Source organism: Cupriavidus sp. KK10 (assembly GCF_018223725.1).
Classification (GTDB): Bacteria; Pseudomonadota; Gammaproteobacteria; order Burkholderiales; family Burkholderiaceae; genus Cupriavidus; species Cupriavidus necator.
Map to the genome: position 1 here is coordinate 4,047,478 of NZ_CP073677.1, position 23,212 is coordinate 4,070,689.

23 protein-coding genes are annotated in these 23,212 nt (G+C 67.2%); 22 read left to right on the top strand and 1 reads right to left on the bottom strand.

The features are described from left to right. Positions 1–116: 116 nt before the first annotated feature. The 22 genes from KB879_RS18900 (at position 117) to KB879_RS19005 (ending at position 22,723) form a co-directional block, all read left to right on the top strand. Positions 117–1,976: a methyl-accepting chemotaxis protein gene (locus KB879_RS18900; RefSeq protein ID WP_211979566.1), complete on the top strand. Its 1,860-nt coding sequence runs from the start codon at positions 117–119 to the stop codon at positions 1,974–1,976. 44 nt (positions 1,977–2,020) lie between these two features. Continuing rightward, complete coding sequence (locus KB879_RS18905) at positions 2,021–2,755, top strand: DUF4088 domain-containing protein (RefSeq protein ID WP_211979567.1); 735 nt, start codon at positions 2,021–2,023, stop codon at positions 2,753–2,755. A 485-nt stretch (positions 2,756–3,240) separates the two neighbouring features. Beyond that, on the top strand, positions 3,241–3,558 hold the full coding sequence (flhD, locus tag KB879_RS18910; RefSeq protein ID WP_010812713.1) for a flagellar transcriptional regulator FlhD: 318 nt from the start codon (positions 3,241–3,243) through the stop codon (positions 3,556–3,558). Further along, on the top strand, positions 3,555–4,160 hold the full coding sequence (flhC, locus tag KB879_RS18915) for a flagellar transcriptional regulator FlhC (RefSeq protein ID WP_013951937.1): 606 nt from the start codon (positions 3,555–3,557) through the stop codon (positions 4,158–4,160). The genes flhD and flhC overlap by 4 nt, the downstream gene beginning before the upstream one ends. Before the next feature lie 119 nt (positions 4,161–4,279). Further along, positions 4,280–5,143 carry a flagellar motor stator protein MotA gene (gene motA / locus KB879_RS18920; RefSeq protein WP_013951938.1) on the top strand — a complete coding sequence of 288 codons (864 nt, stop codon included), beginning with the start codon at positions 4,280–4,282 and terminating at the stop codon, positions 5,141–5,143. Between the two features lie 27 nt (positions 5,144–5,170). Further along, entirely contained in the window at positions 5,171–6,136 is a 966-nt protein-coding gene (motB, locus tag KB879_RS18925) for a flagellar motor protein MotB (protein WP_211979568.1), read from the top strand. Between the two features lie 52 nt (positions 6,137–6,188). After that, positions 6,189–8,204, top strand: a complete 2,016-nt coding sequence (cheA, locus tag KB879_RS18930; RefSeq protein WP_013951940.1) for a chemotaxis protein CheA — start codon at positions 6,189–6,191, stop codon at positions 8,202–8,204. A gap of 42 nt (positions 8,205–8,246) precedes the next feature. Next, the gene (locus KB879_RS18935; protein ID WP_010812708.1) at positions 8,247–8,741 is read left to right on the top strand and encodes a chemotaxis protein CheW; all 495 of its coding nucleotides are present in this window, start codon (positions 8,247–8,249) and stop codon (positions 8,739–8,741) included. A gap of 30 nt (positions 8,742–8,771) precedes the next feature. Continuing rightward, positions 8,772–9,683 (top strand): CheR family methyltransferase, encoded by a 912-nt coding sequence (locus KB879_RS18940; protein ID WP_013951941.1) that lies wholly within the window; start codon positions 8,772–8,774, stop codon positions 9,681–9,683. Then, complete coding sequence (cheD, locus tag KB879_RS18945) at positions 9,683–10,333, top strand: chemoreceptor glutamine deamidase CheD (protein ID WP_013951942.1); 651 nt, start codon at positions 9,683–9,685, stop codon at positions 10,331–10,333. Before KB879_RS18940 ends, cheD begins: the two co-directional genes overlap by 1 nt. A 23-nt stretch (positions 10,334–10,356) precedes the next feature. Continuing rightward, positions 10,357–11,439 carry a chemotaxis response regulator protein-glutamate methylesterase gene (locus tag KB879_RS18950; RefSeq protein ID WP_013951943.1) on the top strand — a complete coding sequence of 361 codons (1,083 nt, stop codon included), beginning with the start codon at positions 10,357–10,359 and terminating at the stop codon, positions 11,437–11,439. Positions 11,440–11,527: 88 nt separating this feature from the next. Beyond that, on the top strand, positions 11,528–11,914 hold the full coding sequence (cheY, locus tag KB879_RS18955) for a chemotaxis response regulator CheY (protein ID WP_011616433.1): 387 nt from the start codon (positions 11,528–11,530) through the stop codon (positions 11,912–11,914). A 17-nt stretch (positions 11,915–11,931) separates the two neighbouring features. After that, positions 11,932–12,564 carry a protein phosphatase CheZ gene (gene cheZ / locus KB879_RS18960; protein ID WP_013951944.1) on the top strand — a complete coding sequence of 211 codons (633 nt, stop codon included), beginning with the start codon at positions 11,932–11,934 and terminating at the stop codon, positions 12,562–12,564. A gap of 563 nt (positions 12,565–13,127) precedes the next feature. After that, a complete protein-coding gene (locus KB879_RS18965) occupies positions 13,128–13,808 on the top strand; it encodes a CsgG/HfaB family protein (protein WP_211979569.1) in 681 nt (226 codons plus the stop codon). A 27-nt stretch (positions 13,809–13,835) separates the two neighbouring features. Beyond that, positions 13,836–14,210, top strand: a complete 375-nt coding sequence (locus tag KB879_RS18970) for a DUF4810 domain-containing protein (protein WP_211979570.1) — start codon at positions 13,836–13,838, stop codon at positions 14,208–14,210. Next, positions 14,207–14,866 (top strand): DUF799 domain-containing protein, encoded by a 660-nt coding sequence (locus KB879_RS18975; protein ID WP_211979571.1) that lies wholly within the window; start codon positions 14,207–14,209, stop codon positions 14,864–14,866. The genes KB879_RS18970 and KB879_RS18975 overlap by 4 nt, the downstream gene beginning before the upstream one ends. Before the next feature lie 239 nt (positions 14,867–15,105). After that, positions 15,106–16,248, top strand: coding sequence for a flagellar biosynthesis protein FlhB (gene flhB / locus KB879_RS18980; protein ID WP_013951948.1), 1,143 nt, complete (start codon positions 15,106–15,108; stop codon positions 16,246–16,248). Then, positions 16,245–18,326, top strand: a complete 2,082-nt coding sequence (gene flhA / locus KB879_RS18985) for a flagellar biosynthesis protein FlhA (RefSeq protein ID WP_013951949.1) — start codon at positions 16,245–16,247, stop codon at positions 18,324–18,326. The genes flhB and flhA overlap by 4 nt, the downstream gene beginning before the upstream one ends. 10 nt (positions 18,327–18,336) lie before the next feature. After that, positions 18,337–20,667 carry a flagellar biosynthesis protein FlhF gene (gene flhF, locus KB879_RS18990; RefSeq protein ID WP_211979572.1) on the top strand — a complete coding sequence of 777 codons (2,331 nt, stop codon included), beginning with the start codon at positions 18,337–18,339 and terminating at the stop codon, positions 20,665–20,667. A gap of 11 nt (positions 20,668–20,678) precedes the next feature. Further along, entirely contained in the window at positions 20,679–21,473 is a 795-nt protein-coding gene (locus KB879_RS18995) for an AAA family ATPase (protein WP_013951951.1), read from the top strand. A gap of 96 nt (positions 21,474–21,569) precedes the next feature. Then, complete coding sequence (locus KB879_RS19000) at positions 21,570–22,286, top strand: RNA polymerase sigma factor FliA (protein ID WP_211979573.1); 717 nt, start codon at positions 21,570–21,572, stop codon at positions 22,284–22,286. After that, positions 22,286–22,723 carry a flagellar protein FlhE gene (locus tag KB879_RS19005; protein WP_041228771.1) on the top strand — a complete coding sequence of 146 codons (438 nt, stop codon included), beginning with the start codon at positions 22,286–22,288 and terminating at the stop codon, positions 22,721–22,723. The genes KB879_RS19000 and KB879_RS19005 overlap by 1 nt, the downstream gene beginning before the upstream one ends. Positions 22,724–22,750: 27 nt before the next feature. On the opposite strand, the gene KB879_RS19010 is transcribed toward KB879_RS19005, so the two are convergent. Next, a complete protein-coding gene (locus KB879_RS19010; RefSeq protein ID WP_013951954.1) occupies positions 22,751–23,212 on the bottom strand; it encodes a flagellar protein FlgN in 462 nt (153 codons plus the stop codon).

Here is a 23,212-nt window from a genome sequence, read left to right on the forward strand (position 1 = left end):
CGGAACCAGGCCAGTCCGAATCAAAGACGAGGCAGGCGCGGGAACACCGACCTGCATGCGTACAAAAAGGGTGCGGCACGCCGCGCCCGAGGCTTCAGTTACAAGGGGGAGTTGCTATGCATTGGTTCAATCAACTGCGCGTCACGACCAGGCTGGTTGCCGGATTTCTGGTCGTTGCCGTGATCGGCGCCGTGATGGGGCTGCTGGGTGTGGTCAACATGGGGCGCATGGCCGACTGGACCGGCAAGATCTACAACGGCGACCTGCAGGCGCTGAAGGCTGTGCAGGACGCCAATATCAACCTGGTCTATGCCAGCCGTGCGCAGATCGCGCTGCTGTCGGCATCGACCATGGGCGAGCGTTCGGCCGAGAAGGAGCAGATCGTGAAGTCGCTCGGCGCGATGGACGAACGCATCCGCCAGGTCGCGGGCGTTTTCGACAAGCCTGAGGGCAAGGCACTGGTCAAGCAGTACCAGGAGCTGTCGCCGGCTTTCCGCGCACGCATGGAGAAGTACGTCGAACTGGTCAGCAAGCAGCCGCTGGATACCTCGCAATTTGAAAGCCAGGTGTTCTCCGAGAGCGCCGACCTGCTCAAGGACAGCCATGCGCTGGAAGCGGTGATGTTCCAGATGGTCAAGCGCCGCGACGACCGCGCCCGCAACAACATGGAAGAAGCGCGCAGCGTCTACAACGCCTCCCGCCTGTGGATGCTGGGCCTGGTGCTGGGCGGCCTGGCTCTTTCGGTGCTGCTGGGCGTGCTGCTGGCGCGGGCGCTGTCGCGCCAGCTTGGCGGCGAGCCGGCCTATGCGGCCGCGATTGCCGCGCGCATTGCCGAAGGCGACTTCTCCTCGCCGGTGACCACGCGCGCAGGCGACAAGAGCAGCCTGGTCTATGCGATGCAGCAGATGCAGCAGCAGCTGTCGCGCATGGTGCGCGATTTCAAGGTGTCGGCGGAATCCATCGGCAGCGCCTCGCGTGAAATTGCCGCGGGCAACAACGACCTGTCGCAGCGCACCGAGCAGCAGGCGGCAGCGCTGGAGCAAACGGCGTCGAGCATGGAAGAACTGACCAGCACGGTGCGCCAGAACGCGGACAACGCGCGCCAGGCCAGCGGGCTGGCGGCGAATGCGTCGGAGACGGCGCTGCGCGGCGGCGAAGTGGTGGGCCGGGTGGTGCAGACCATGGACGAGATCAACGATGCGTCGAAGAAGATCGTCGACATCATCGGCGTGATCGAAGGCATCGCCTTCCAGACCAACATCCTGGCGCTGAATGCGGCGGTGGAAGCGGCGCGCGCCGGCGAGCAGGGCCGCGGCTTCGCGGTGGTGGCGGGCGAGGTGCGCAGCCTGGCGCAGCGCAGCGCCAACGCGGCCAAGGAGATCAAGGGGCTGATCGGCGATACGGTGGAGCGCGTGGATAACGGCTCGGCGCTGGTGGGCCAGGCTGGCAAGACCATGGACGAGATCGTGCAGGCGGTCAAGCGCGTGACCGACATCATGGGCGAGATCAGCGCGGCATCGGCGGAGCAGAGCGCGGGCATCGAGCAGGTCAACCAGGCCGTGGCGCAGATGGACCAGGGCACGCAGCAGAACGCGGCACTGGTGGAAGAAGCTGCCGCCGCTGCCGGCGCGCTGGAAGAGCAGGCCAGCCGGCTGCAGGCGGCCGTGGCGACGTTCCGCCTGGCGGCTGAGGATGCCCGCGCGGGTTCGTTCGCGGCCCAGCCCCTGCCTGCGGCGACGGCGCTGCCGGCCAGGGCGTCTCGTGCCGCCGGCGCGGTGCGTGCCATCCCTGCCGGCAAGCGGGTCGCCAAGGCCCTGCCTGCCAGCACGAAGGCCGCCGCTGTGCCTGCGGCGGACCATGCCGCCGCACCCGAGGCGGCTGATGCTGTCGCCGCGCAGCCGGCGCGGCTGGTGGCAGGCAGGACCGCGCGCCCCGCGCTGGCAGCAGCCGACAACGGCGACTGGAGCGCGTTCTGATCCCCACTGGCAACGGGCCGCGCGGCGGCCCGGATGGCAAGGCTATGACGACCGAGATCAACCTGGCCCTGCCGCATGACGATGCGGCCCGGCTGCGCAAGGAATTCGAGCAGTTCGTCGGGGTCTCGACCGGCCTGGACCGCGAGTTCCTGCCGCCCGATTTCCAGGAATTCCTGCGCGCGCGGCTGCTGCAGCATGACGGCCCGCTCACCGAGCGCGCGGTCTCGCGGCTGCTGTCCGGCGGTGAATACGGCTGGGCACGCCGCGTGTTCGACAAGCAGTTGCCCAATGCGCTGGCGGCGCTGATGCGCGATGCCCAGCGCTTTGGCTTCGGGCTGGCAGTGCAGCCCGACTGGACGCCGGACCAGCGCCTGGCGCATGCGCGCGAATGGGCCGCGCAGGTGCTGTCGGAATGCGGCGCCGATGCGGCCTTCACCGAGGCGCTCGCCACGCAGGTGGCGGCTTCGGCCGAAGACGTGCGCGTGCTGGAAGAGCGCATGCGCACGCCCGCATGGCGCCTGGCCGAAAGCCTGCGCCAGCGCGCCTATGACCTGATGTACGCGCTGCAGACCGAAGACCGCGAAGCCGCGGGCCGCGCCCGCGTGGGCGAGCTGCGCGGCATGCTGGGCCTGGCCCTGGAATACGGCTCGGTGCGGCCGGAAGAAGCCTCGCGCGTGCTGGAGCAGGTGGAGCGCATGCGCCCGGCGCTGTTCCGCGAAGCGCCCGACGATGTGTTCGCCCGGCTGGCGGCGTGGCTGCGGCGCATGTTTGGGCACTGAGGGCGCGGTTGGCATCCGGCGCGCTGCATCCGGCCACGAATCTCGTACTGGGATGACGGACAGTGCTTGCGTGCTAAGCGCAATAGGCGGCACTCGTCAATAGAGGATTCCAGCAGGCTACCGAGGGCGCTGGTCGCGCGTTTGCAGATATGACGTTTGCGAGACTGGCTTGCGCCAGATCAAGTGTCAGAGATGTGACATGTTACAAAATGTGCGCGCTCATGTATGTTTCATGCGACATTTGGTTCCCCCCCCGCGTAAGTAGGGATTGGCATTGCGGGTGGATTGCCGATATAAACGTAACAGTCTTGCTTACACTCTGTAACACTTGTAACGGAGTTGATTACAGTTGGACACGGGCGTAGTTCCTTAGTCGTACGTTGTACCCGCCCAGCCGCATACAAACGATCTGGTCGCCGGGCCCGCGAGGGCATCGGTAAGCGCCGGACAAGCGGCCACGGCGGGTTTTTGGTAGCGGGGATAAATTGGAAAGCAGTGAAGTTCTCCAGGAGATCAGGGAGGTTAATCTCGCCTATCTGCTGCTCGCGCAACGCCTGGTGCGCGAAAACCAGGTCGAAGCCATGTTCCGGCTCGGGGTCAGCAAGGAAATCGCGGATATTCTTGCCAAGCTGACTTCCGCGCAACTCGTCAAGCTGGCGGCATCCAACATGGTGCTGTGCAGGTTCCGCTTCGACGACCATGCGCTTCTGTCCACTCTCACCCACACGGCCAAGAGCCATGACATGCAGCAGATCCACGCCGCGATCCTGCTTGCACGCCAGCCTGTGGAGTCGCTCAATTGACCGCGCTCCTGCAGGCCGAGCCGACCCGGAGTTACACGGCCACCTCCGTTCCCAGCCGCAAGAGCGTGCTCCAGGATGCCAACCAGACCCAGCTTGCGATCGAGCTGATCGGCTTGGGTGCGCGCCTGCAGGTGCTTGAAGCCGAGACCACGCTGTCGCGTGACCGGCTCATCCGCCTGTACAAGGAGCTGCGCGGCGTCTCGCCCCCCAAGGGCATGCTTCCCTTCTCGACGGACTGGTTCACCACCTGGCTGCCGAATATCCATTCCTCGCTGTTCTTCTCTGCCTACCAGTTCATGGTGCAGGAGGGCGAGACCGTAGGCATTCGCGCGGTGGTGGCTGCCTACCGCCTGTACCTTGAGCATGTTTCGCTGCTCGGCGGCGAAATTGTCTTAAGTTTCACGCGTGCCTGGACGTTAGTACGGTTCTTCGAGAGCAACATGCTGCAGCTGTCCCGGTGCACGTGTTGCGGCGGGCAGTTTGTCACGCACGCGTATGAGCCGCACGCGAACTTTGTGTGCAGCCTGTGCCGTCCGCCGTCACGCGCAGGGAAAGTGAAGAAGCTCTCGAAAGACGCCGCCGCCGTGCAGACCAACACCTGATCCTGGTCAAGGTCCGCCGGCTGGCAAGCTTGCTGCGCTGGCGGACGGATTCTCTCCGTGCGCCCGTGCAACGGGCAAATGAGCGTGGCTGACGCGCGTTTTTAGACGGGGATCCGATCGTGCTAGTAGTTCTTGGCTATGTCGTCGTGGTTGTGGCGGTGCTTGGCGGTTACGCCATGACCGGCGGCCACATGGGCGCGCTATATCAACCGGCGGAATTTGTAATCATCGGGGGCGCCGCCTTCGGTGCCTTTATCGCCACCAATACAGCAAAGGCCATCAAGGCCACCGCCAGGGCGCTGCCGGGTCTGTTCAAGAGTTCCAAGTACAAGAAAGAGCTGTACCTGGACGTCATGTCGCTGCTGTACGTGCTGCTGTCCAAGGCACGGCGCGAGGGCATCCTGTTCCTGGAAAAGGAAATCGCGGACCCCGCCGCCAGCAGCGTCTTCAGCCAGTACCCGCGCATCCTGTCGGATCCGGTGGTGATGGAATTCCTCACCGACTACCTGCGCATGATGGTCAACGGCAACATGAATGCCTTCGAGATCGAGGCCCTGATGGACCACGAGATCGAGACCTTCCGCCACGAGGCCGAGATCCCCGCCCATGCGCTGTCGCGCGTCGGCGACGCGCTGCCCGCCTTCGGCATCGTTGCCGCGGTGATGGGCGTGGTGCATGCGCTGGGTTCGGCCGACCTGCCGCCGGCCGAGTTGGGCGCGCTGATCGCGCACGCCATGGTCGGCACCTTCCTGGGCATCCTGCTGGCCTATGGCTTTGTCTCGCCGCTGGCCGCGCGCATCGAGCTGCAGGTGTCCGAGAACGTCAAGGTCTACGAATGCATCAAGGTGGTGCTGCTGGCCTCGCTCAACGGCTACGCGCCGCTGGTGGCGGTGGAATTCGGCCGCAAGGTGCTGTACTCCACGGTGCGGCCGTCGTTCCTTGAGCTCGACGACCACGTGCGTGAAGTCAAGAGCCTGAATTAAGGCACGCAAGCAGCAAGGGGCACCGTCATGAGCAGCGCACACGATATGCGTCCGATCATCGTCCGCCGGGCGAAATCGCACGCCAAACCGCATGGCAACCACAGCTGGAAGATCGCCTACGCCGACTTCATGACCGCGATGATGGCGCTGTTCCTGGTGCTGTGGCTGCTCTCCAGCGCCAACAAGAAGACGCTGGAAGGCATTGCCGAGTACTTCCGCATGCCGCTCAAGGTGGCCGTCGTCGGCGGCGAGAGGAGCAGCCAGACGCCCAGCGTGATCCCGGGCGGCGGCCAGGACGCGCTGCGCAAGGACGGCGACACCATGCGCGCGCGCACCAACGAACCCAGCGACGAGCAGCGGCGCAACGAGCAGCAGGAAGCGCAGCGCCTGCGCGCGCTCAAGCAGCGCCTTGAGCAGATCATTGAGAACAACCCAGTGCTGCGCCAGTTCCGGCCGCAGCTGCTGCTGGACATCACCAGCGAGGGGCTGCGCATCCAGATCCTGGATACGCAGAACCGGCCCATGTTCCGCACCGGCAGCGCCACGGTCGAGACCTATATGCGCACCATCCTGCGCGAGATCGGGCCGGTGCTGAACGAGCTGCCCAACAAGGTCAGCCTGTCGGGCCATACCGATGCGGCCAACTATTCCAACGGCGAGCGCACCTACAGCAACTGGGAGCTGTCGGGCGACCGCGCCAACGCTTCGCGCCGCGAGCTGATCGCCGGCGGCATGCAGGAGGGCAAGGTGCTGCGCGTGCTGGGCCTGGCCGCAACCATGCCGCTGGACAAGGAAGACCTGCTGGCGCCGGTGAACCGGCGCATCAGCATCGTGGTGCTCAACCACAAGGCCCAGGCGCGCTTCGAGGCCGAGAACGCCAGCGCCGCAGAGGTCTCGGTGGCGGCGCAGGCCGGCAAGGCTGTGCAGGAGATGCAGGCGGGGCTGGCAGCGGCCTCCGCGCCCGCGCCTGCGCCCACGGGCAGCAAGCCATGACGCGCAGCCGCTGCGGCAGCGCCAGTGCAGTAACCAAGTGACTCAGGACGCCATGTCTGTCGATATCGATATCACACAGTTTTACCAGACCTTCTTCGAGGAAGCGGAAGAACTGCTCGTCGAAATGGAGCAGCTGCTGCTCGGCCTGGACATTGAGTCGCCCGATCCCGAGCATTTGAACGCGATCTTCCGGGCGGCGCACTCCATCAAGGGCGGGGCCGCCACCTTCGGCTTCGCGGCGCTGACCGAGACCACCCATATTTTCGAGAACCTGCTGGACCGCACGCGCCGGCAGGAACTGGCGTTGACCAGGACCATCATCGACACCTTTCTGGAAACCAAGGACGTGTTGCAAGACCAGCTCAACGCCTACCGCAACGGCACCGAACCCGATCCGGAAACGCTGGCGCGCATCTGCGCCGTGCTGCAACAGCTGGCGCAGGAAGCCGCTGGCGATGCCGGCGCAACTGCCGCCCCGGCCCCGGCGCCCGCTCCTGTTGCCGCAATGACCCCCGCTGCCGCTGCCACGGGCGGCGGGCTCAAGATCCGCCTGATCCGGGTTTCCGCCTCTGACCAGGCGCTGCTGCGCGAGGAACTGGCCAACCTGGGCGAGATCACCGGCCAGCAGGAGGTGAATGGCGAACTGGTGGTGTGGCTCAACACCCAGTGCAGCGCCGACGACATCATCGCGGTGTGCTGCTTCGTGATCGATCTGGACCAGATCGTGATCGAAGCCGAAGCCGAGGCACCTGCCGCCGCCCCAGCGGTGGTCGAGGCGCCGGTCCCGGCGCCCGTCCCGGTCGCGGCGGCCCCCGTAGCAGCGGCGGCAGCGCCCGCCGCCGCGCGCGAGAAGGCCAAGCCGCAGGCGAGCGCCGCGCACGGCGAAGGCTCGATCCGCGTGCCGACCGAAAAGGTCGACCAGATCATCAACCTGGTGGGCGAGCTGGTGATCACGCAGTCGATGCTGGCGCAGACCGCCTCTGCGCTGGACCCGGTGCTGTTCGACCGCCTGTTCTCCGGCATGGGCCAGCTCGAGCGCAACGCGCGCGACCTGCAGGAAGCGGTGATGTCGATCCGCATGATGCCGATGGACTACGTGTTCTCGCGCTTCCCGCGGCTGGTGCGCGACCTGGCCAGCAAGCTTGGCAAGCAGATCGACCTGGTCACCTTCGGCAAGGCCACCGAACTGGACAAGAGCCTGATCGAACGCATCATCGATCCGCTCACGCACCTGGTGCGCAACAGCCTGGACCACGGCATCGAAACCCCTGACAAGCGCGTGGCCGCCGGCAAGGACGCGACCGGCCAGCTGATCCTGTCCGCGCAGCACCATGGCGGCAATATCGTCATTGAAGTCAGCGACGACGGCGGCGGCCTGAACCGCGAGCGCATCCTGGCCAAGGCCATCCAGAACGGCCTGCCGGTGTCCGAGGCCATCACCGATGAAGAGGTCTGGCAGCTGATCTTCGCGCCGGGCTTTTCCACCGCCGAAGTCGTCACCGACGTGTCCGGCCGCGGCGTTGGCATGGACGTGGTCAAGCGCAATATCCAGGAGATGGGCGGCCACGTCCAGATCAGCTCGCGCCCGGGCCTGGGCACCACCATCCGCATCGTGCTGCCGCTGACGCTGGCGATCCTGGACGGCATGTCGGTCAAGGTGGGCGAAGAGACCTTCATCCTGCCGCTGAACTGCGTGATGGAGTCGCTGCAGCCCAAGGCCGAGGATGTCCACACCGCCGCCAACTCCGATCGCGTCATGCACGTGCGCGGCGAATACCTGCCGCTGCTGGAAATGCACCGCGTGTTCAACGTGGCCGGCGCGCTGCAGGAACCCACGCAGGGCATCGCTGTGATCCTGCAGGCCGAGGGGAAGCGCTTTGCGCTGCTGGTGGACCAGCTGATCGGCCAGCACCAGGTGGTGCTGAAGAACCTGGAAACCAACTACCGCAAGGTGCCATGCATCTCGGCGGCGACCATCCTTGGCGACGGCAGCGTGGCGCTGATCGTCGATGTCGGCGCGCTGCAGCGCACCGGCGTGCGCCGGCAGGAACCGGCGCTGGCGCAATAAGCGGCCAACACCCATCGTCCAAACACAGGAGAACGAGACATCATGGCCGGCATCGGACACATCGATACCCCCGGAAGCGACGCTTCGGGCCAGGAGTTCCTGGTCTTCACGCTGGGGTCGGAGGAATACGGCATCGACATCCTCAAGGTGCAGGAGATCCGCAGCTACGAGACCGTGACCCGCATCTCCAGCGCGCCGGACTTCATCAAGGGCGTGACCAACCTGCGCGGCGTGATCGTGCCGATCGTCGACCTGCGCCTGAAGTTCCGCCTGGGCAACGTGCGCTACGACCACCAGACCGTGGTCATCATCCTGAACGTGGCCGGCCGCGTGGTCGGCATCGTGGTGGATGGCGTGTCCGACGTGCTGACGCTGACGGGCGATGCGATCAAGCCCGCGCCGGAGTTCGGCGTGTCGATCTCAACCGAGCACCTGACCGGGCTGGGCACCATCGACGGCCGCATGCTGGTGCTGATCGATATCGAACGCCTGATGACCAGCGCGGAGATGGCGCTGGTCGAGGCCGAGCTGGCCTGACCCAGCGCACGCACCACTGAAGCACATCCCATGACGCCGTTCCGCACCGCCGCCAGCGTTCCCGGCCAGACCGGGTCGGTCCTTGCGCCGGGCGCCATCCTGCGGCGCGACGATGCACGCGACTTCCTGCTGACCGAACGCGACTTCGAGAAAATCCGCGCGCTGATCCACCGGCGCGCGGGCATCTCGCTGGGCAGCCATAAGCGCGAGATGGTCTACAGCCGGCTGGTGCGCCGGCTGCGCGCGCTGCAGCTGTCGGACTTCGCCTCGTACCTGGCGCTGCTGGACGCGGACGACCGCTCGTCGGAGTGGGAGTTCTTCACCAATGCGCTGACCACCAACTTGACCTCGTTCTTCCGCGAGGCCCATCACTTCCCGCTGCTGGCCGAGCATGCCAAGAAGACCGGGCGCCCCTACAGCGTCTGGTGCTCGGCCGCGTCCACCGGCGAGGAGCCGTACTCGATCGCCATCACGCTGGCCGAAGCGCTGGGCGACCGTGCCGGCACGGTGCTGGCCACTGACATCGACACCCAGGTGCTGGCCAAGGCCCGCGGCGGCGTGTATTCCGCGGAGCAGGTCGCGCGGCTGTCGCCGGAACGGCTCAAGCGCTTCTTCCTGAAGGGCACCGGGCCGCGCACCGGTTCGGTCAAGGTCAAGCCGGAGCTGGCCGCCACCATCGCGTTCGAGCCGCTGAACCTGCTCGCGCCCGACTGGGGCATGCGCGAGCAGTTCGACGCCATCTTCTGCCGCAACGTGATGATCTACTTCGACAAGCCGACCCAGGGACGCATCCTGGAGCGCTTCGTGCCGCTGCTCAAGCCGCACGGGCTGCTCTTTGCCGGCCACTCGGAGAACTTCTCTTATGTCACGCGCGCCTTCCAGCTGCGCGGGCAGACCGTTTATGAACTGGCGCCGGATGCGGCCAGGGCGGGAAGGCCGTGATGCGCACGCCCCATCTGCCCGAAGCCCTTGCCACGCGCACATATTTCGACCGCGAGTTCGGCAAGCAGGCCATCAAGCTGTTGCCCAACGAGTACTACGTGACCCGCGAGGACGTGGTGCTGACCACCGTGCTGGGCTCGTGCGTGGCGGCCTGCATCCGCGACGAGAGCGCCGGCGTGGGCGGCATGAACCACTTCATGCTGCCCGATGACGACGGCAGCGCCGACCGCATGCTGTCGGCGTCGATGCGCTACGGCAGCTATGCGCTGGAAGTGCTGATCAACGAACTGCTCAAGATGGGCGCGCGCCGCGAGCGGCTGGAGGCCAAGGTCTTCGGCGGCGGGGCGGTGCTGGCCAATATGACCACGCTGAATATCGGCGACCGCAACGCGGACTTCGTGCTGCGCTACCTGAAGACCGAGGAGATCCGCGTTGCGGCGCAGGACCTGCGCGGCCCGCATGCGCGCCGTGTCAGCTACTTCCCGGTCGGCGGGCTGGCGCTGGTACGCCGCCTGACGCGGCAGGACGACCAGGTTTCGGTGGCGCGCGACGAGCGCGCCCTGGCCCGCGCCATTGCCACCTCGGCCCGGGCGCCGGCGCAATCGCCTGAACTGTTTGCGCGGCAGTCCTTTGCGCGCCAGCTTCCCTGAAACCAAACCAAGCACGATCAATCATGACTGCCGCCAAGATCAAGGTGCTCTGCGTGGACGATTCCGCGCTGATCCGCAGCCTGATGACGGAGATCATCAACAGCCAGCCCGACATGGAAGTGGTCGGCACCGCGCCCGACCCGCTGGTGGCGCGCGACCTGATCAAGCGCCTGAACCCGGATGTGCTGACGTTGGACGTCGAAATGCCGCGCATGGACGGCCTGGACTTCCTGGAGCGCCTGATGCGGCTGCGGCCGATGCCGGTGCTGATGGTGTCGTCGCTGACCGAGCGCGGTTCCGAGATCACCATGCGCGCGCTGGAGCTGGGCGCGGTGGACTTTGTCACCAAGCCCAAGCTGGGCATCCGCGACGGGCTGCTGGAATACACCCACACCATCGCCGACAAGCTGCGCGCCGCGTCGCGCGCCCGCGTGCGCGCGGCCGCGCAGCCAGCCGCGCCGACAGCGGCCGGCGCCGAGCCCGTACCGATGCTGCGCAGCCCGCTGCTGTCGACCGAAAAGCTGATCATCCTGGGCGCCTCCACCGGCGGCACCGAGGCCATCAAGGAATTCCTGATGCCGCTGCCGCCCGACAGCCCCGCGGTGATGATCGTCCAGCATATGCCGGCCGGCTTCACGCGCTCGTTCGCGCAGCGGCTGGATGGCCTGTGCCGCATCACGGTCAAGGAAGCCGTGCACGGCGAGCGCGTGCTGCCCGGCCATGCGTACATCGCGCCGGGCGATTCGCACCTGCTGCTCGCGCGCAGCGGCGCCAACTATGTCGCGCACCTGTCGCAGGAAGCGCCGGTCAACCGCCACCGCCCGTCGGTCGACGTGCTGTTCGATTCGGCCGCGCAGCATGGCGGCAAGAACGTGATCGGCGTGATCCTGACCGGCATGGGCAAGGACGGCGCGCGCGGCATGCTGCGCATGCGCGAGGCCGGTGCCTACAACCTGGCCCAGGACGAGCACACATGCATTGTGTTTGGCATGCCGAAGGAGGCGATCGCCACCGGCGGCGTGCATGAAGTCGTGCCCTTGCCGGCGATGACCCAGCGCGTGATGGCACGCCTGGCCACATACGGCACGCGCGCGCAGCGGGTGTAAACGAAATCGGGCCGAGCGGGGCGCGCATGCCGGCGCGCAGCGCTCGTCCTGGCAACAAGCCAACACTGTATTTTCTGGAGCCCTCAAAGTGGACAAGAGCATCAAGATCCTGGTCGTGGATGATTTCCCGACCATGCGCCGGATCATCCGCAACCTGCTCAAAGAGCTGGGTTTCGTCAACGTCGAGGAAGCCGAGGACGGCGCCGCCGGCCTGGAGAAGGCCAAGGATGGCAGCTTTCAGTTCGTGATCTCGGACTGGAACATGCCCAATATGGACGGCCTGACCATGCTGCAGGCGATCCGCGCCGACGCCAATATCGGCAAGATCCCGGTGCTGATGGTGACCGCCGAAGCCAAGAAAGAGAACATCATCGCCGCGGCCCAGGCCGGTGCCAACGGCTACGTGGTCAAGCCGTTCACGGCCGCCACGTTGGACGAGAAGATCACCAAGATCTTCGAGAAGCTCGGCGGCTGAGGCGGAGGCGCGTTTCCATGACCCCGACCCTGAGCAATGATTCCGCCGAGCAACTGATCCTGCGCATCGGCAACCTGACGCGGATGCTGCGCGACAATATGCGCGAGCTCGGCCTGGACAAGGAGATCGAACGCGCCGCGCAGGCCATCCCCGATGCGCGCGACCGGCTGAACTACATCGCCGCCATGACCGAGCAGGCCGCCGAGCGCACGCTCAACGCGGTCGAGCTGGCGCAGCCGATCCAGTCCGGTATCGAGCAGCAGGCCGAAACCCTGGACAAGCGCTGGGACGCCTGGTTCGAGCAGCCGGTGGAGCTGGCCGACGCCCGTTCGCTGGTGCTAGACACCCGCGCCTTCCTGTCCGAGGTGCCCGCCCAGGCCCGCGCCACCAACAGCCATCTGCTCGACATCATGATGGCGCAGGACTTCCAGGACCTGACCGGCCAGGTCATCAAGAAGATGATGGACATGATCCGCGCGCTGGAGCAGGAGCTGCTGCAGGTGCTGATCGACAACGTGCCGTCCGAGCGCCGCGTGGAAGCGCCGGCCGCCACGCTGCTGAACGGGCCGCAGATCAGTCCGGAGGGCAAGCCGGACGTGGTTTCGGACCAGGCGCAGGTGGATGATCTGTTGGCCAGTCTGGGGTTCTGAGAGCCTGGTGAGCTGAGCTCTCCCGCCGGTTTGCTCCCCTCTCCCGCTTGCGGGATAGGGGCAGGGCGTGAGGGCAGGCGCGTGCCTCGCGGCAAGGCATTTCGTTTATCGGCGCCCCGCCCTCAGCGGGGCGCTGCCGTCAACCTCCACCTCCTGTCGGGCCGGCGCCCTGGGCGCCCAAGGAATGTGAACGATTGTGATGGCGTGTAGGTGGAGCTTCTCGCGTGCGCTAGGCTGAAGCCCTTTGCGGCGCCGGATTGCGGGTGCGCGACGGCCTAGGTCATGCTCGGACTGGCTGCCACATTGCCCCGACGAACTGCGGAAATGTCCGCCACCCGATTCGGAATCCTCCGATCCCGACGCCAGACTGGGCTGGGTACAGTGGCTAGCCTTGGCCTCCTCTGGCGGGCGCCGCCGAATCGTCTGCGCTCCCGCGCCGTCGAAGACTGACCAGCGAGGTGACGCCCGGCTGCCCGGTCACCCGCCCGAACGGGGCGGAGTATCGACTTGCTGCTGTGCCAGAGCATGAATGTAGTGTTGACCCAACTGAAGGAGAAGATCGCATGAACAAAGTGACGGCCATATCCCTGGTCGCCGCGGCCGGGCTACTCGCCATGCTCGGCGGCTGTGCCACCGAATCGTCCACGGCGCTGCCGGTGCAGAAGGTCGAGAGCGCCAGCCGTCCCTACGCCGGCGTCCGCACGCCGATTTCGGTCGGTAAATTCGACAACCGTTCGAGCTACATGCGCGGCGTGTTCTCCGACGGCGTCGACCGGCTGGGCGGCCAGGCCAAGACCGTGCTGATCACGCACCTGCAACAGACCAACCGCTTCAATGTGCTCGACCGCGACAACATGGACGAGATCAAGCGCGAGGCAGCCATCAAGAGCCAGGCTCAGCGCTTGAAGGGGGCCGACTACGTGATCACCGGCGACGTGACCGAGTTCGGCCGCAAGGAAACCGGCGACCAGCAACTGTTCGGCATCCTGGGCCGCGGCAAGTCGCAGGTGGCGTATGCCAAGGTCGCGCTCAACGTGGTCAATATTGCGACCTCGGAAGTCGTGTTCACCGCCCAGGGCGCGGGCGAGTACTCGCTGTCGAGCCGGGAGGTAGTCGGCTTTGGCGGCACGTCCAGCTATGACTCGACGCTCAACGGGAAGGTGCTCGACCTCGCCATGCGCGAAGCCGTGACCAATCTGGTCAGCGGCATCGAAAGCGGCGCCTGGAAGCCCGTCACCCCCTGATTCCAAAAACCCAGTCAAGGACAAATCGTGAAGACATTGTTCCAGCCGCAGCGCCTGGCGGTGCCTGCCCTGGTCGCAAGCGCATTGTTGACAGGCTGCGCGGCTCCCGCCAAGCCCCTGTATCAGTGGGAAGGCTACCAGCCGCAGGTCTACCAGTACTTCAAGGGCGAACCGAAGCAAGCCCAGATCGAGGTGCTGGAGCGCGACCTGCAGAAAATCATGGCGGCCGGCAATACCCCGCCGCCCGGCTACCACGCGCACCTCGGCATGCTGTATGTCGATATCGGCAAGGATGACGAAATGGTCCGCGAATTCCAGACCGAGAAGGCGCTGTTTCCCGAGTCGGGAGCCTATGTGGACTTCCTGCTGAAGAACGTCAAACGCAAGGGAGAGAAGAAATGAGCAAGCTGTTCCATCGCGTCCTGATGCTGCTGGGCGTCGCCATGCTGGCAGCCGGCTGTGCCGCGCCGACGAAGAACGTGGATTACGCCGCCTTCAAGGAAAGCCACCCCCGCTCGATTGTGGTGCTGCCGCCGCTGAACAACTCGCCGGACGTGAAGGCCACTTACGCCATGCTGTCGCAGGCCACACAGCCGCTGGCGGAATCCGGCTACTACGTGCTGCCGGTCGCGCTGGTTGACGAGACCTTTCGCCAGAACGGGCTGACGATACCGGGCGACATCCACGCGGTGGCGCCCGCGAAGCTGCGCGAAATCTTCGGCGCGGACACCGCGCTGTACATCACCGTGACCGACTATGGTTCGAAGTTCCAGGTCGTCAGCAGCACAACCGTTGTCGCCGCCGAAGCGAAGCTCCTGGACCTGAGGACGGGCAAGACGCTCTGGACCGGACAGGCGTCGGCTGCCAACAATCAGTCGGGTAACGCTGGCGGTGGGTTGATCGGAGCGCTGATCGGGACGGCCATTGCGCACGCGATCAGCAGCGTGTCGGATGCCGCCTATGGGGTGGCCGGCAGGACGAGCCAGCAACTGCTCTCGGCGGGTACGCCTGGCGGCATCCTGTATGGGCCGCGGTCGCCGAAGTACGGCACGGACTGACTATCATGGCTCTGGTTTTGTGAGGGGACCGGCCTGACGTAGTTCGCGCGGGCATCTCCCGATGCCCGCCTCCCCATCCACGCCTAAAGTCCTCCCAATCAGGCGCCGTTAACGCCACCAGGCCCCTGATTTCCCAAACAACACCCAATTCCCCCGCCTTTTCCCATGAATGGGAAGGCTGTCCCGCTTCGATAATCCCTGCTGACGAATAGCGGCCTGCCGCTTCGCACGGAGCATGGATGTCCGAAGAAAGCGACCTCGAGAAAACCGAACCCGCCTCACCCCGGCGCCTGGAAAAGGCGCGCGAGGAGGGGCAGGTGGTGCGTTCGCGCGAGCTCGCCACGTTCGTCATGCTGATTGCCGGCGTGACCGGCCTGTGGACGCTGGGCGGCCATCTGGGCCGCAGCCTGAACCAGGTGATGCAGGGGGCGCTGCGATTCGAGCCGGCAACGGCGTTCGATACCTCACGCATGCTGTCGCGCTTTTCCATGATGGTGTGGGACAGCCTGCTGGCCTTCCTGCCGCTGCTGTTCCTGTTCGGCGTTGCCGCGCTGGCGGCGCCGTTGCTGCTGGGGGGCTGGGTGTTCTCGGGCAAGTCCTTCGCGCCGCAGTTCTCGCGCCTGTCGCCGCTGGCGGGGCTGGGCCGGATGTTCTCCGCGCATTCGCTGGTGGAGCTGCTCAAGGCCGTGGCCAAGTCGCTGCTGGTGGGCAGCGTGGGCGCCTGGGTGCTGTGGCGGCGCCTGCCCGAGGCCATCGCGCTGATGAATGCGCCGGTGCAGGAAGCACTGCTGCACATGGTCGACCTGGTCATGAATTGCTGCCTGGTGGTGTCGCTGTCGCTGCTGGTGGTGGCGGCCATCGACGTGCCGTGGCAGTACTGGGAGTACTTCAAGAAGCTGCGCATGACCAAGGAAGAGGTCAAGCAGGAATTCAAGGAAAGCGAGGGCGACCCGCATATCAAGGGCCGCATCCGCCAGCAGCAGCGCGCCATGGCGCGCCGCCGCATGATGACCGAAGTGCCCAAGGCCGACGTGGTGGTGACCAACCCCACCCACTTTGCCGTGGCGCTGCGCTATGAGGAAGGGCGCATGGGCGCGCCGCGCGTGGTGGCCAAGGGCACCGGCGATATTGCCGCCCGCATCCGCGAGCTGGCCGCCGAGCACCGCGTGCCGCTGATGTCGGCCCCGCCGCTGGCGCGTGCGCTGCACCGCCACGTGGAGCTGGGCCAGGAAATCCCCGCCGGACTCTATACCGCCGTGGCCGAAGTGCTGGCCTGGGTCTATCAACTGAAGCACTGGCACTACTCGCAGGGCCCGCAGCCGCAGGCGCCCGCGGACCTGCCGGTGCCCGATGAACTCGCCGTACCGGAAATGCGCGAATGAACGCTCTGAGCAACCTGTTCAACCTGCCCGGCCTGCGCTCCGCCGGCCAGCTCAAGGCCATGACCGGTCCGCTGCTGATCATCATGATCCTGGGGATGATGATCCTGCCGCTGCCGGCCTTTGTGCTGGACCTCCTGTTCACCTTCAATATCGCGCTGGCGATCATGGTGCTGCTGGTCAGCATGTACACGCAGAAGCCGCTGGACTTTGCCGCCTTCCCGGCGGTGCTGCTGTTCACCACGCTGCTGCGCCTGTCGCTGAACGTGGCGTCCACGCGCGTGGTGCTGCTCGAAGGCCATACCGGCCCGGACGCTGCCGGCAAGGTGGTGGAGGCATTCGGCCACTTCCTGGTGGGCGGCAACTTCGCGGTCGGCATCGTGGTGTTCGCGATCCTGGTGGTGATCAACTTCATGGTGATCACCAAGGGTGCGGGCCGTATCGCCGAAGTGGGCGCGCGCTTTATGCTGGATTCGATGCCCGGCAAGCAGATGTCGATCGATGCCGACCTGAACGCCGGCCTGATCGACGAAGCCGCCGCCAAGAAGCGCCGCGCCGAAGTGGCGCAGGAGTCCGACTTCTACGGCGCCATGGACGGCGCCAGCAAATTCGTGCGCGGCGATGCCGTGGCGGGCCTGCTGATCATGTTCATCAACGTTGCCGCCGGCATGGTGGTGGGCATGGTGCAGCACGACCTGGACTTCGGCACCGCCGTGCACAACTACACGCTGCTGACCATCGGCGACGGCCTGGTGGCGCAGATCCCGGCGCTGGTGATCTCCACCGCCGCCGGCGTGATCGTGTCGCGCGTGTCGAACGAGCAGGACGTGGGCGAGCAGCTCACCGGCCAGCTTTTCGCCAACCCGCGCGTGCTGTACCTGACCGCGGGCATCATCGGCCTGATGGGCATCATCCCGGGCATGCCGCATTTTGCCTTCCTGCTGCTGGCGGGCGTGCTGGTGTGGATGGGCCGTTATATGTCGCGCCGCGCCGCCACGCAGGAGCAGGTCAAGCAGCGCGAGGAGCGCACCCCGGCGGTGGCGCAGGAATCCACTGAAGCCAGCTGGGACGACGTCACGCTAGTCGACCCGCTCGGCATGGAAGTGGGCTACCGCCTGATCACGCTGGTGGACCGCGCGCAGGACGGTGAGCTGCTGGGCCGCATCAAGAGCATCCGCAAAAAGGTGGCGCAGGAGATCGGTTTCCTGGTGCCGGTGGTGCATATCCGCGACAACCTGGAACTCAAGCCCAACGCCTACCGCATCACGCTCAAGGGCGTGGAGATCGGCCGCGGCGAAGCCATGCCGGGGCAGTGGATGGCGATCAACCCCGGGCAGGTCAGCGGCACGCTGCCGGGCGCGGCCACGCGCGACCCCGCCTTCGGCCTGCCGGCCGTCTGGATCGACGCGGGCATCAAGGAGCAGGCGCAGTCCTACGGCTATACCGTGGTCGATGCCAGCACGGTGGTGGCCACGCACCTGAACCACCTGATCCACATGCACGCCGCCGAGCTGCTGGGCCGCCAGGAAGTGCAGGCGCTGCTGGACCGCATCGCCAAGGACTCGCCCAAGCTGACCGAAGACCTGGTGCCGAAGGCCATTTCGCTGACCGCGCTGCAGAAGATCCTGCAGAACCTGCTGGACGAAGGCGTGCCCATCCGTGACATGCGCACCATCCTGGATGTGGTGGCCGAGCATGCGCCCAAGATCAGCGACCCGAACGAGCTGACCGCGATGGTGCGCGTGGCGCTGGGCCGCGCCATCACGCAGCAGCTGTTCCCGAACAACGCCGACCTGCAGGTGATCGGCCTGGATGCCGGCCTGGAGCGCGTGCTGTCGCAGGCTCTGACCAATGGTGGCGGGATCGAGCCGGGCCTGGCCGATGCGTTGCTGCAGCAGACCCAGGGCGCGGTCACGCGCCAGGAACAGATGGGCATGGACCCGGTGCTGCTGGTGCCGTCGCAGCTGCGCCCGCTGATGGCGCGCTTCCTGCGGCGCACCATGCCGCAGCTGAGGGTGCTGTCGCATGCCGAGGTGCCGGACAACCGCAATATCCGCATCACCGCCATGATCGGCGCGTGAGGAGTCATAGATGAGCGTAGCCAAGTTTGTCGCGGCCAACGGCCGCGAAGCCATGCGCCAGGTGCGCGAAGCCATGGGTCCGGACGCCGTGGTGCTGTCCAACCGCACCATCGAGGGCGGCGTGGAGATTGTCGCCATGCGCGATACGGATCTGGGCAGCGTGCAGGCCACGGCGCAGGTCTACGTGCCACCCGCGCCGGTGGTCGAGCCCGCCGCCATCAGCGACCTGCGCGGTGAGCTGCAATCGATGCGCGCGATGCTGGAGCGCCAGCTGGCCGGGATCAACCCTGCCCCAAGCACGGTTGCAAGCGCGGCAGCGCACGGCGTGGCCGCCAGCGACCCGCTGCGCGAATCCCTGTTTGAATGGATGGTCGGCGCCGGCTTCTCCGGGCAACTGGCGCGCACGCTGCTGGCGCGGCTGCCACTGGGCTACGACCGCCCCGCGGCCATGGGCTGGATCCGCACCGAACTGGCCAGCAAGCTGCCGGTGCTGGGCGACGAGGACAGCCTGTTCGCGCAAGGCGGCGTGCTGGCGCTGGTGGGCCCCACCGGCGTGGGCAAGACCACCACCACGGCCAAGCTGGCGGCGCGCTTCGTGCTGCGCCACGGTGCCGACAAGCTGGCGCTGCTGACCACCGACAGCTTCCGTATCGGCGCGCACGAACAGCTGCGCATCTACGGCGACATCCTCGGCGTGCCGGTGCATGCGGTGAAGGATGCCGCCGACCTGCGCTTCGCGCTGGCGGCGATGAAGGACAAGCACCTGGTGATCATCGACACCGTCGGCATGAGCCAGCGCGACCGCAGCCTGTCGGAACAGATCGCCATGCTGGCCGGCGTGCCCGCGCCGGTGCAGCGCGTGCTGCTGCTCAACGGCGCCAGCCACGGCGATACCCTCAATGAAGTGGTGCATGCCTACCGCCATGACGCCGTGCCCGATGGCGGCGGCATCGACGGCTGCATCATCAGCAAGCTGGACGAAGCCACCCACCTGGGCTCGGTGCTGGACGTGGTGATCCGCCATCGCCTGCCGGTGTTCTACGCCTCCACCGGCCAGCGCGTGCCCGAGCACCTTGAGCTGGCCAACAGCACCGCGCTGGTGGAGCGCGCCTTCCTGACGCCGCGCCGCGGTTCGGTATTTGCCGATGCGGACGCCGCACGCCGGCGCAGCGCCGGCACCGATGACGAGGTGCCCGCGCGTGGCGGCGCCGACGAGGTGCTGCGCTCGCTGAGCGACAGCGCGGACGCGCTGAGCCAGTGCGTGGCAGAACTCAATGGCGCGGGCCTGGGCCTCGACCTGGCCCGCTCGCTGTGGCAACAGCGCGGCGCCGACGCCCCGGCCCTGCGCGCCATGTCGCAGCAGGTGCGCGAAGCGGTCTGCCGCGACGTGACCCGCCAGTGCGAGCAATACGTGCTGGCCAGCGCCGCCACGCTGCAAGTGGCCGTGCCCGGCCGCCGCACGCCGCAGCCGATGCAGCACACGCTGTGGTTCGCCGACCGCGACGGCATGCCGCTGGCCGCCACCGTGACCTCGACCGGCCGTGCCGGCCAACCGCTGGGCGAAGCCGAGTCCGATGCCGCCAGCCTGCGCGCCGCCATGAGCGCCGCGCGCAAGGTGGTCAACCTGATTGATGCCATACCGTCCGCCGCCATGCTGGCACGCTGGCAGCAGGCCGGCGAGCGCTGGGTGGCCAGCGCGCGCAAGACCGCGCGCGTAGTCAGCGCCGGCGCCGCCTGGAAGCTCGATGCGCTGGCCGACACGCTGACCTTCCACGCCGTCGGCGAGGACACCGTGCGCGAGCGTGAAGCCGTGCGCTGGCTGGCCAGCGCCGAAGTGCGCGTACCGGACAGCCCGGTGCGCGGCAAGGGCACCCCCGAAGGCGGCATCGATGCCTGCCTGGTGGTGGCCCGCCTGGCCGACCGCGCCACCGGCGAACTGCTGGATACCCGTTACCTGCTGTGCGACCCGGCGCTGGCGCAGGAGGCCGCGCAGGTGGCGCGCTGGGCCTTGTGGACCGACGCAGCCGATGCGCGCCTGCGCACGCTGCGCCACGCCATCGACCACTTCGCCCAGGACGCCGAAAGCGGCCACGCCGCCGGCGCCGCGCTGGCCGCGCTGCAACTGGGCCTCTCGGTGCTGCGCCTGGAACACGCGCCGACCGCGGCCGCGCCCGCCTTCCTCGCGCGCCTGGCTGGCCGCACGGCGCGCCAGGGCGCGCCGGTGCCGGGCACGGTGCTCAATGAAGGCATGGGCCGCATGCTGGCATTGCTCGACGTGCTGGAAAACTATCCGGGCCGCGGCACCGCCGTGTCCGCTGAAGCCATGGAGGTCCTGCAGTGAGCGCCCTCGCCATGGACCAGGCCGAGAGCCTGCGCCGGATGCTGGCGCCGCGCACGACGCGCCGTATCGCCGTGGTCGCCAGCGAAGGCGGTGCCGGCGCGACCACCGTGGCCCTGGGCTTATCGCACGCGCTGGCCATGCAGGGCGAACGCGTGCTGCTGGTCGACGAAGACGCTGCCGCGGCGCGCGCCACGCGGCTGTCCGGCGCCAGGCCCGCCGGCACCCTGGCCGATGTCAGCGCAGGCCGCCTGCCGCTGGAAGCTGCTGCAGGCACCGGTCCCGGTGGCGTGCTGTCGGTACTGCCGGCTGGCCGGCCTGTGCCGGGCAGCGCCTTGTCGGCTGCTGCCGCGAGTGGCTTTCGCAGCGTGCTGGTGGATGCCGGCGTCGATGCCGACGGCGCGCTGTCGCCGCTCGCGGGCGGCGCGCACAATGTGCTGATCGTAATGCGGCCTGAGCTCGCGTCGATCACCGCCGCCTACGCCTGCATCAAGCGCCTGCATCACCTGTATGCCTGGCGCCAGTTCCACCTGATCGTCAACATGGCGGCGAGCGAGGCCACGGTGCAGGCAATCCTGCGCAATCTAGCGCGCACGGCCAGCCAGTACCTGGGCGTCGAGGCGTTGTGCGCGGGCTGGTTGCCATCCGACCCGCTAGTGGCGCGCGGCGTGCAACTGGGGCGCTGCGTGGTCGAGGCGTTTCCGGCGGCGCCGGCCACCACCGCGCTGCGCCGCACCGCCGGCAGCATCGGCGCCTGGCCGCTGCGCGCGGACGCGTCCGCCCCCGTGCCCGCAGCCGCAATGGCGTAAGCCTGCCAGTCATGCCATCTCACCGAACCAGACCCTGAGCCAGCCCCCGCCCACGTTGTGGCGGTCCAGCAATCCAGCATTCACGAGAATTGCACCATGTACACGATCCAGGGAAAGCTCGAACAGGCCGATGTGGTCAAGGCGCATGCACAGCTGGTGCGCCGCATCGCTCTGCAACTGGCCGCCAGGCTGCCTGCCAGCGTGCAGATCGACGACCTGATCCAGGCCGGCATGATCGGCCTGCTGGATGCCGCCAAGCGCTATGAAGACACCCACGGCGCTCGCTTTGAGACCTATGCCAGCCAGCGCATCCGCGGCGCCATGCTTGACGAGGTGCGCGCCAACGACTGGCAGTCGCGCAGCCTGCGCCAGTTCACCCGGCGCATCGAGCGCACGCAGCGAGGGCTGGAGCAGAAGCTCGGGCGCGCGCCGGTCGACTCCGAAGTGGCCGAGGCCATGGAGATGGCGCTGGACGAATACCAGTTGCTGCTCAATGAGGTCTATGGTTGCCAGCTACTGCACTACGAGGATTTCGAGCGCTCCGGCGAAGAAGACTTCCTGGACCGGCACCCTGGCGGCAGCGATGACGGCAACCCGCTGACCGTGCTGATGGAAAGCGGCATGCGCGAGGCGCTGATCCGCGCCATCGACCGGCTGCCCGAGCGCGAGAAGCTGGTGCTGTCGCTGTGCTACGACCAGGAGCTGAACCTGCGCGAGATCGGCGCGGTGCTCGATGTGACCGAGTCGCGCGTGTGCCAGATCCGCGGCCAGGCGATCACGCGGCTGCGCAACCAGTTGCGCGGCTTGCTGTGATGCAGAGGATGGGCCGCGCCGCGCGCGGCGCTTGCTGCCTGCTGGCTGCCGTATCGGCCTGCGCCTGGGCCGCCATCGAGGGCGGCACCCGCCATGCCTGGACCGGATCGGTCAACGGGCCGGCACTCTACGGCCGCGGACAGCGTGCTGTGTCGCCGCCGATCCTGCCCATCGGCGTCTTGCCGCAGTCAGAAGGGGTCATCACGTCGGTGCGCTGGCGCTACAGCTTCGCCAAAACCCCACCCCTGGAACTGCAAGCCTATCTCTGCAATGCCCAGCGCTGCGTGCTGCTGCCGCAGGCGGAAGGCAAGACCGATGCGTTCTTCGGGGATGATGCCACCAAGGGCTTTGTATTCGCGTTCCGGGTGCCGGGGCAGGGTAGCCTGGTGCCGGTGCTGCAGGGGCGCAGCAATGAGTTGGTGGTGGGGTTTCGGTAGGAAAGAACGGAACATCAGGCGATAGCTTCAACCCGCTGCCAGACTCACCCCACCCGCTCCAGCCGCAGCCTTCCCATCCTTCCCATACAACCCCGCATCCCCGCCACTATGCTGGCGCAGCGCCTGGATGGCTTCGCGGGTGAAGTCGAGGTGGGCGTTGACGACGGCGCCGTTCAGGGCGTTGCCGTCGCGCGCGGTGCGGGCGGCGAAGATCAGCTGGCGCCAGGCGTCGGCCACGGCCGGGTCGACCTGGCGGCCGAGCAGCTGGCCTTCGGGGCCGGCGCGCAGGCCCAGCGTGCCCATCTGGGCTTCGCGGGCCTTGAGCTGGCGGGACAGGGCCTGGCCCAGTTCAACCTTGCGCGTCAGCAGTCCGCTCAGGGACTGGAAGTCGCCCCGCTTGAGGGCGTCGCGCTCTTCGGCGAGGAGTTGGCCGAAGGCCTGGATGCCTTCGGTTTCGCGCTGCAGGGACTGGATCAGGCTCTGGTTCAT